We start from the raw sequence: 6888 nt of genomic DNA on the forward strand, positions 1-6888 counted from the left end.
CGCCTGACCAGCGTGCAACTGGCCGAGCGCAGCGAAGCCTGGCTGCACGATGGGCGGGATGTGGCCTTGATCATCGGCGGGGCCGATGGCATCGACCCTGCACTCAAGCAGACGGCCGATGAGGCCATCCGTTTGTCGGACATGACCCTGCCCCACGCCCTGGCCAGGGTGCTGCTGCTGGAGCAGCTCTACCGCGCCTGGTCCCTGCGCAACAACCACCCTTACCATCGGGCCTGATTCAAACCCAGGCGGCGTCGTAGGCGGCGAACAGCTCGGCAGGTGCGTTGGCCAAAGACAGGTCTTGCGGATCAAACTGGGCCATGGCGTTCACCAGATCGGCCATTTTGCTGCTGTTGAGCGCCCTGTTCGTCGGGTCGGAGGTCTGGATCAGCTCGATCTGATGATCGGCACCGCTGAACCAGTCGCGCACCGTCACCGCGTCATCCGTGCCCACCACCGAGATCACCAGGTCGGTCTCGCTCTGGGTAAACCACAGCTTGCTCGATGACTGGTCCAGGAACTGGATCCGGTCGAAGTTGATGAGCGTGCGGGGGGCACTCAATGCAGTGTCAAGGTCCTCGATGGTGTCGCTGCCAAAGTGGCCTTCAAATGCGTAGCGGTCCGAGCCTTGCCCGCCCACGAGCAGGTCGTCGCCATGACCGCCTCTGAGGTCGTCAGCACTTGCATTGCCGTACAGGCTGTCATCCCCATCCATGCCGTTCAGAAGCGCGTAAGCTTCACGCCCGGTGATCGTGACACTGCTGACCAGTACATTGTCGAGTTCATTGCCTTCCAGGGCAACTCCCGAGCGCATCTCGCCATTCTCGATGCCGTTGGGCAAGGTCCATGGGAGGCCCCAGTACGAGGCGTCATCCGTCGGGTCCATGCCGGTGGTATCGAAAATGACCGTGTCACTGCTCCCGCCGACATCCTGAACGCTGGCGTAGAAACTTCTGACGACATAGGTATCGTCCCCAAATCCCCCGTTCAGATACCCGGCTCCATTCAAGGTGTCGTTGCCCCAGGTGCCTTCGAGGGCAGAAGCATAGATAGGCGCGGCTGTCAGATTGACACCGTCAGGCGCCACCACGTGTTGGTCGACCAGTGTCTTGAGCGCAGCCGACGTGCCATCGGCAAACACGAGGTGCAGGCCCTCCCACGATGCCAGTGTGTTCAGGCTGATGACATCGCCAGCACCCAGGTTCAGCTGCACGCCTTCGCTGCCCGATGCCGTCAGGGTCAGATCGGACAAGACAATACCTTCGCCAAACTCAAGGGTGTCCAGCGCATCGGACTGGACCAGATCCAGTCCGTCGCCACGTTCATACAGGAAGACGTCGGCCCCCGCACCACCTTGCAGGGTGTCGGCACCGGTGCCGCCACGCAAGATGTCCGATCCTTCGTCTCCGTAGATGACATCGGCACCGGCGTCACCGCTCAGCACATCGTCGGCCAGGCCGCCCGAGATGATGTCGTCGCCATTGAGGCCCTGAAGGATGTTGCGGCCGCCATTGCCCATCAGCAAGTTGCTTGAGTTGTTGCCCGCGGTGTCGAGATCTGCCGTTCCCACCAACTCAACCATCTCGATGTTTTCAGCCAAAGCAGTGATCGACACCGAGCTCAGTACGCGGTCGCCAAAGTACTGGCTGTCCCAAATGTGGGCATAGTTGGACAATGGCCATGCTGGTGCTTCAGTGCTGTCCTCGATGATGAGGTCACCTTCATGGTCGATGACATAGGTATCGCCGCCGGAGCCACCCATCAGGGTGTCGGCTCCCTCACCCCCATCGAGCCGGTCCGAGCCCTCGCCGCCTTGCAAGAGGTCAGCCCCAGCCTCGCCAAGCAGTGAGTCATTGCCAGCCAGGCCGGAGAGCTGATTGGCGAATTCGTTCCCCCTCAACTCGTTGTCGCCGCCATTGCCTCCCAGGTAGATGGCCGCAGCACCTTGCAAGATGCCTATCTCGATCCCCTCTGCCAATTGGTCTATCGAAAGTGTGGTGTACACCGTGTCCGTGTCGCTGCCACCGTAGGTGCTCTCTTGTATGACATCGAGTTCATCGTCGATGTAATAGGTATCGCTGCCATCACCGCCGTTGAGCGTGTCTCGGCCCGTGCCCCCATCCAGGGTGTCGGCTCCCGCATTGCCGTAGAGCGCATCATGCCCTGCGCGTCCGGAGATGACGTTGTGCCCCTCGTTGCCATTGATGGTGTTGTCCAGGTCCGTGCCCAAGCCCTTCAAAGGTTCGGTTGAGCTCCAGGCTCCCAAGGTCAGGGCTTCGATGCCCTGGGCCATCAGGGCCAGATCAAAATCAACCGAAGCGACCACGGTGTCGATGTCTTGCAGACCGCCACCGGTGTCCGTGATCAGGTCGTCATGGCTGTCCACACGGTACTGGTCCGAGCCTTCCTCGCCGTCCAAGGTGTCGGCACCCAGGCCTCCGTCGAGCGAGTCGTTGCCATCGCCGCCCAGCAGCACGTCGGCGCCATTGGCGCCATAAAGCACATCGGTTCCAGCCAGACCTTGCAAGGTATTGTCGCCACCGTTGCCTGTCAGCGTGTTGCCCAGGTCGTTGCCAACCAGGCTGAGGGACGCCATCCCAAGCAGTTCGGCGTCCTCGACCAGCGCTGCCAGCGCGCCGAGTGAGACCGTGCTGTAGACCTTGTCAGTGATGCTGCCCGACCACCCGTCCACGCTGGTGGATTCAATGATCACGTCACCTTCGCTGTCCACATAGTAGGTATCGCCAGAGCTGCCGCCGATCATGGTGTCGTTGCCGGAGCCTCCATCGAGCAGATCGCTCTCGGACCCGCCGTCCAGGAGGTCGTCCCCATCGCCACCGTAGAGGCTGTCAAGGCCCGCCAATCCCATCAGGGTGTCATTGCCCCCGAGGCCGCTGAGCAGGTTTCCTTTGGACCCCACATAGTAGGTCTGGTCCGCATAGGAGTTGTAATACGGCGGATAGGCAGGCGTCTTTCCGGCGTCGCCGCCCACCAGCAGATTGTCCAGCGCATTGCCCGTGAGATCGATCTGCCTGGCGTTGTAAGTGGTGTCGGTGTATGGGTATTGCGGCGGGACATAGTAGGAGTAGCCGTAGCTGCCATAGCCCCCATAGACGTAGTAGCCGGGCACGCGATACCCGGACACCGAAGTGATCGTGACCACGTCCTGGACCGTGGCGTTTTCGACCCCCGGGGCCAAGGTGCTCAGATCCACTGTCACAGTGGTGATCACGGCATCGATGTCGCTGGCTGGGCCCGCTTCGATCACGACATCGCCCACGTCGTCCAGATGGTAGGTGTCATGGCCCGCACCGCCGATGAGGGTGTCGCCACCCAGGCCGCCGTCGAGCGTATCGTTGCCACGGCCGCCTTGGAGCACGTCGGGCAGCGACGTGCCCGTCAGCGATTCGTTCTTGACGGGCGTGGCCAGGGTGACGATCTCGTCGCCCGTCAGGGTGTGGCCATCGGCGAAGCGCAGGCTCAGGCCGCCCCAGGCACCGACATCGGTCAGGGTCACCGTGTCGGTTGCGTTGAACGTGAGCACCACGGCGTTGTCGATCACTTCGCCGATCTGGCCTACCACCATCTGATCGAGACCAAGCCCTGTGCCCAGCACCAGCGTGTCGGCCGCATCGGCCAGGACCACATCGTGCCCATCACCCAGGTTGTAGAGCAGGGTGTCTGCACCGGCCTCGCCGTGCAGGGTGTCGTTGCCCGTCGAGCCTTGCAGGGTGTCGTTGCCATCGCCGCCCGCGATGTGATCGTCCCCTTGCAGGCCGTTGAGCGAATTGGCAGCGCCGTTGCCGGTGATCCGGTTGTTCAGGGCATTGCCCTGGCCATTCAGTGCGGCTGTGCCGCTCAGAACCAGGTTTTCAACCGACACGGCCAGACTGGAGAGGTTCGTCGACACGGAGCTGATGACCGAGTCGGCCTCACCACCCGCCGTCGATTCGATGATCACATCGGCAGCACTGTCGATGATGTAAGTGTCGTTGCCTGCCCCGCCAATCAAGGTGTCGTTGCCGGTGCCGCCATCAAGCGTGTCGTTGCCCAGGCCGCCATCGAGCTTGTCTTGCCCCTCCTTGCCTTCAAGCAGGTCATCCCCTGCCAGACCATAGAGCGTGTTGGCTGCGCCATTGCCAGTGAGCGTGTTGTTCAGTGCATTGCCGGTGCCTGTCAATGCGGCAGTGCCGCCCAGCACCAGCCGCTCGACCTGCGTGGCAAAGGTGCTCAGGTCGAGGGTAACGGACGTGATGATGGTGTCGTCGCCACCGTCAGCCGTTTCGATCACCTTGTCACGCGAGCTGTTGACGATGTAGGTGTCATGGCCAGCCCCGCCCACCATGGAATCGTTGCCGCTGCCGCCATCAAGGGTGTCGTCGCCTGCGCCACCGAGCAAGGTGTCATTGCCCGCATAGCCATTGATGATCACATCGACCAGGTCGGCCTGGCGGTTGATGCGGTTGCTCAGGAAATTTCCGTTGTAGGTGGGCATGGCAGATCAGCTCCTTGAATTTGTGGGGTAACCGAACCAGTCACACACAAAAGAAGGCCTGACACGCAATTTGTGCCTGCTACCCTGATGTATGGTTGTTTTGTTCAGCTATCTGATCCGAATGTTACCCAATCGTGGGCCTGGACAGCTCGGTGCCAACCCTAGCGCTGCATTAGCATCGGCACATTCAGACACCCGATGTGCCTGACCTCAAGCGCCTGTCACGGATGAACCCGTCATGACTTCCTCTCTTGCCGCACCGCCGTGGCTTTACCTTGCTTCGCAAAGCCCTTGTCGGCGCCAGTTGCTTGAAAGCCCTGACGACTACGTTCGCTGCGTCACCATGGCCAAGTACGAGGCGGCCCAGGCGCGCCTGGCGCGCGCTGACCTGCGCGAGATCGACCGCTATGTGGCCAGTGGCGAGCCCATGGGCAAAGCAGCCGCCTGGACCGCACAGATCAATGGCAGCTACAGTGGCATCATGGGGCTCCCCTTGTTCGAAACCGCCGAACTGCGCAGGCCGCTGGGCTGGCGGTTCTGATTCAGCAGTCCACCATGTCCGATTCATCCACCCCTGCCGATTGTTCCCTGCGCCGCGTACTGCTGGAGCAGCTCTACCGCGCCTGGTCGCTGCGCAACAACCATCCCTACCATCGTGCCTGAGCAGACGGGTCGCTGGCCGCTCCCGCTGGCCTGGGGCGCGATCGCCCTGTGGGTGCTGGCGTATGCCGTGCTCAAGGCGCAGGGCCTGCAAGGCCTGGACGTCGACAGCGCCGAGCAGGTGTATTTCGCGCAGTCCTGGCAGATGGGCTATGGCACGCGTCAACCCCCGCTCTACACCTGGCTCTTGCTGGCCCTCAAGCCGGAGGGCTGGGCCTGGGCCACGATGCTGGAGGTGGCGCGCTACACCTTGCTGTGCCTGTGCATGGCCGGGCTGCAAGCCTTTGCGCGTGTTTGCGGTGCTTCGGCGCGTGAGCAGGCGCTGGTCCTGATGACCCACCTGGGGCTGTCGCTCATGCTCTGGCGGGTGCATGACAGCCTGACCCACACCGTGCTGGCGGCCACCCTGGTGACCTGGGCCTCGGTGGCCGTGGTCAAGTCCTTCGCGCAGCCACGTTGGTGGCTGGTGGCCGGAGCCCTGGCGGCTCTGGCCTGCCTGGCCAAGTTCAATGCGGGGCTGTGGTGGGTGGCTGCCCTGGCGGTGGCCTGGGGCTTGTCGCTGCGTGTCTCGGATCGGGGCGGGCGCCAGTGCACCTGGGCCTGGATGGTGGGTGGTTGCCTGGTGTTCCTGGCGGTGCTGGCCCCCTATGGTCTGTGGTGGCTGTCGCAAAAGATGGGCGCGACCACCCTGGCGCGTCAGATCGCCGTGGCGCGTGAGCAGCTCCCCCTGTGGCGCCCACCGGTGGATGTGATCCTGGGGGTGCTGGAGTTCACCTTGCTGGGCCCGGCACTGTTGGCTGTGATCGGCGTGGCGGCATGGCGGCGCTTGCGCCGATCGCCATCCAGCCGCCCGCTCTGGAGTCTGGCGGATCGCTGGGTGCTGGGGCAGGCGTTGCTGGCCTTGCTGGTGACCGTGGTGCTGCTCATGCTGGCCCGCGGCTCGGCGTTCAAGGCGCGCTGGTTGTGGCCTGTGGCGCCGGTGCTCACGGTCACCCTGGTGCTGTGGAGCGACCGCGCCGTGCGCGCCTGTGCCGAGTCGGGTCTGGGCCGATGGCCTGGGCGTGCCCTGTGGGCGGTGGCGCTGGCCATGCCACTACTGGCGGTGGGCGTGTCGGCCTTGCGCTGGTGGGAGCCCGAACTCAATGCGCAGCGCTGCCGTGAATGCTGGACGGACCGCCCGGCGAGCACGCTGTCCAGCGCCTTGCATCAACGCCACGGGCAGGCGCTGCGCGTCATCGCGGGGGACACCCATCTGGCGGGCATCCTGGCGGCGGCCAGCCCGCGTGTGCAGGCCTGGGCGGCATCCTCATCGGCCCTGCCACCACCACGGGGTTTTGCGCAAGGTCCGGGCGTCTGCGTGCTGGCCTGGGTGAGCCTGGATGCCACGGCCGTGCCGCCAGCCGCCTTGCGGGCCATGCAGGAGGCCCATGGAGAGGGCCTCGGAGCGCTCGCCTCGGACGCCTGGCCCTTGCGGCATGCGCCCCAGCGTCGCATCTGGTTGCACTCGCTGCGCGTGGCCCCGGCGGCGTGTGCCTCGGCATCGCGCTAGCATCGGGGTTGGCCGGAGGATGTCCGGCATCTCTCCATGTGCTCACATTCCGGGAACCTCATGAACCTGCCGTCCCCCGCGCCCGCTTGGCTCTATCTGGCCTCGCAGAGCCCCCGTCGCCGACAACTGCTGGATCAACTGGGGGTGGCGCATCGCCTGCTGCTGCCCGACGCGCACGAGGATG

The 6888-nt window shown here is 64.0% G+C and carries 5 protein-coding genes and 1 pseudogene; 5 read left to right on the plus strand and 1 reads right to left on the minus strand.

Annotated features, from left to right (window positions below; genetic code table 11):
* Positions 1-237: 23S rRNA (pseudouridine(1915)-N(3))-methyltransferase RlmH (locus VFW84_RS02985; protein ID WP_329678948.1), on the plus strand; the 237-nt coding region annotated here is incomplete at its 5' end.
* 1 nt (position 238) lies between these two features.
* Here the strand turns inward: VFW84_RS02985 and VFW84_RS02990 are convergent.
* Positions 239-4495 carry a calcium-binding protein gene (locus VFW84_RS02990; RefSeq protein ID WP_329678949.1) on the minus strand — a complete coding sequence of 1419 codons (4257 nt, stop codon included), beginning with the start codon at positions 4493-4495 and terminating at the stop codon, positions 239-241.
* Between the two features lie 238 nt (positions 4496-4733).
* Between VFW84_RS02990 and VFW84_RS02995 the strand changes: the two genes are divergently transcribed.
* The 4 genes and pseudogenes from VFW84_RS02995 to VFW84_RS03010 all read left to right on the plus strand — a co-directional run.
* Positions 4734-5036, plus strand: a complete 303-nt coding sequence (locus VFW84_RS02995) for a Maf family protein (RefSeq protein ID WP_329678950.1) — start codon at positions 4734-4736, stop codon at positions 5034-5036.
* Positions 5037-5050: 14 nt separating this feature from the next.
* Positions 5051-5158: a 23S rRNA (pseudouridine(1915)-N(3))-methyltransferase RlmH gene (locus tag VFW84_RS03000; protein ID WP_329678951.1), complete on the plus strand. Its 108-nt coding sequence runs from the start codon at positions 5051-5053 to the stop codon at positions 5156-5158.
* Positions 5151-6704 carry a hypothetical protein gene (locus VFW84_RS03005; RefSeq protein WP_329678952.1) on the plus strand — a complete coding sequence of 518 codons (1554 nt, stop codon included), beginning with the start codon at positions 5151-5153 and terminating at the stop codon, positions 6702-6704. Before VFW84_RS03000 ends, VFW84_RS03005 begins: the two co-directional genes overlap by 8 nt.
* A gap of 60 nt (positions 6705-6764) precedes the next feature.
* Positions 6765-6888: pseudogene (locus VFW84_RS03010) on the plus strand (septum formation inhibitor Maf); the annotation flags it as partial.

This window comes from Aquabacterium sp. (genome assembly GCF_036279655.1).
GTDB lineage: Bacteria > Pseudomonadota > Gammaproteobacteria > Burkholderiales > Burkholderiaceae_C > Aquabacterium.

Excerpts from the sequence above, each read along its gene's own strand:
- VFW84_RS02990 (WP_329678949.1), bottom strand. The coding sequence starts at position 4,495 with ATGCCCACCTACAACGGAAATTTCCTGAGCAACCGCATCAACCGCCAG.
- VFW84_RS02995 (WP_329678950.1), top strand. The coding sequence starts at position 4,734 with ATGACTTCCTCTCTTGCCGCACCGCCGTGGCTTTACCTTGCTTCGCAA.
- VFW84_RS03000 (WP_329678951.1), top strand. The coding sequence starts at position 5,051 with ATGTCCGATTCATCCACCCCTGCCGATTGTTCCCTGCGCCGCGTACTG.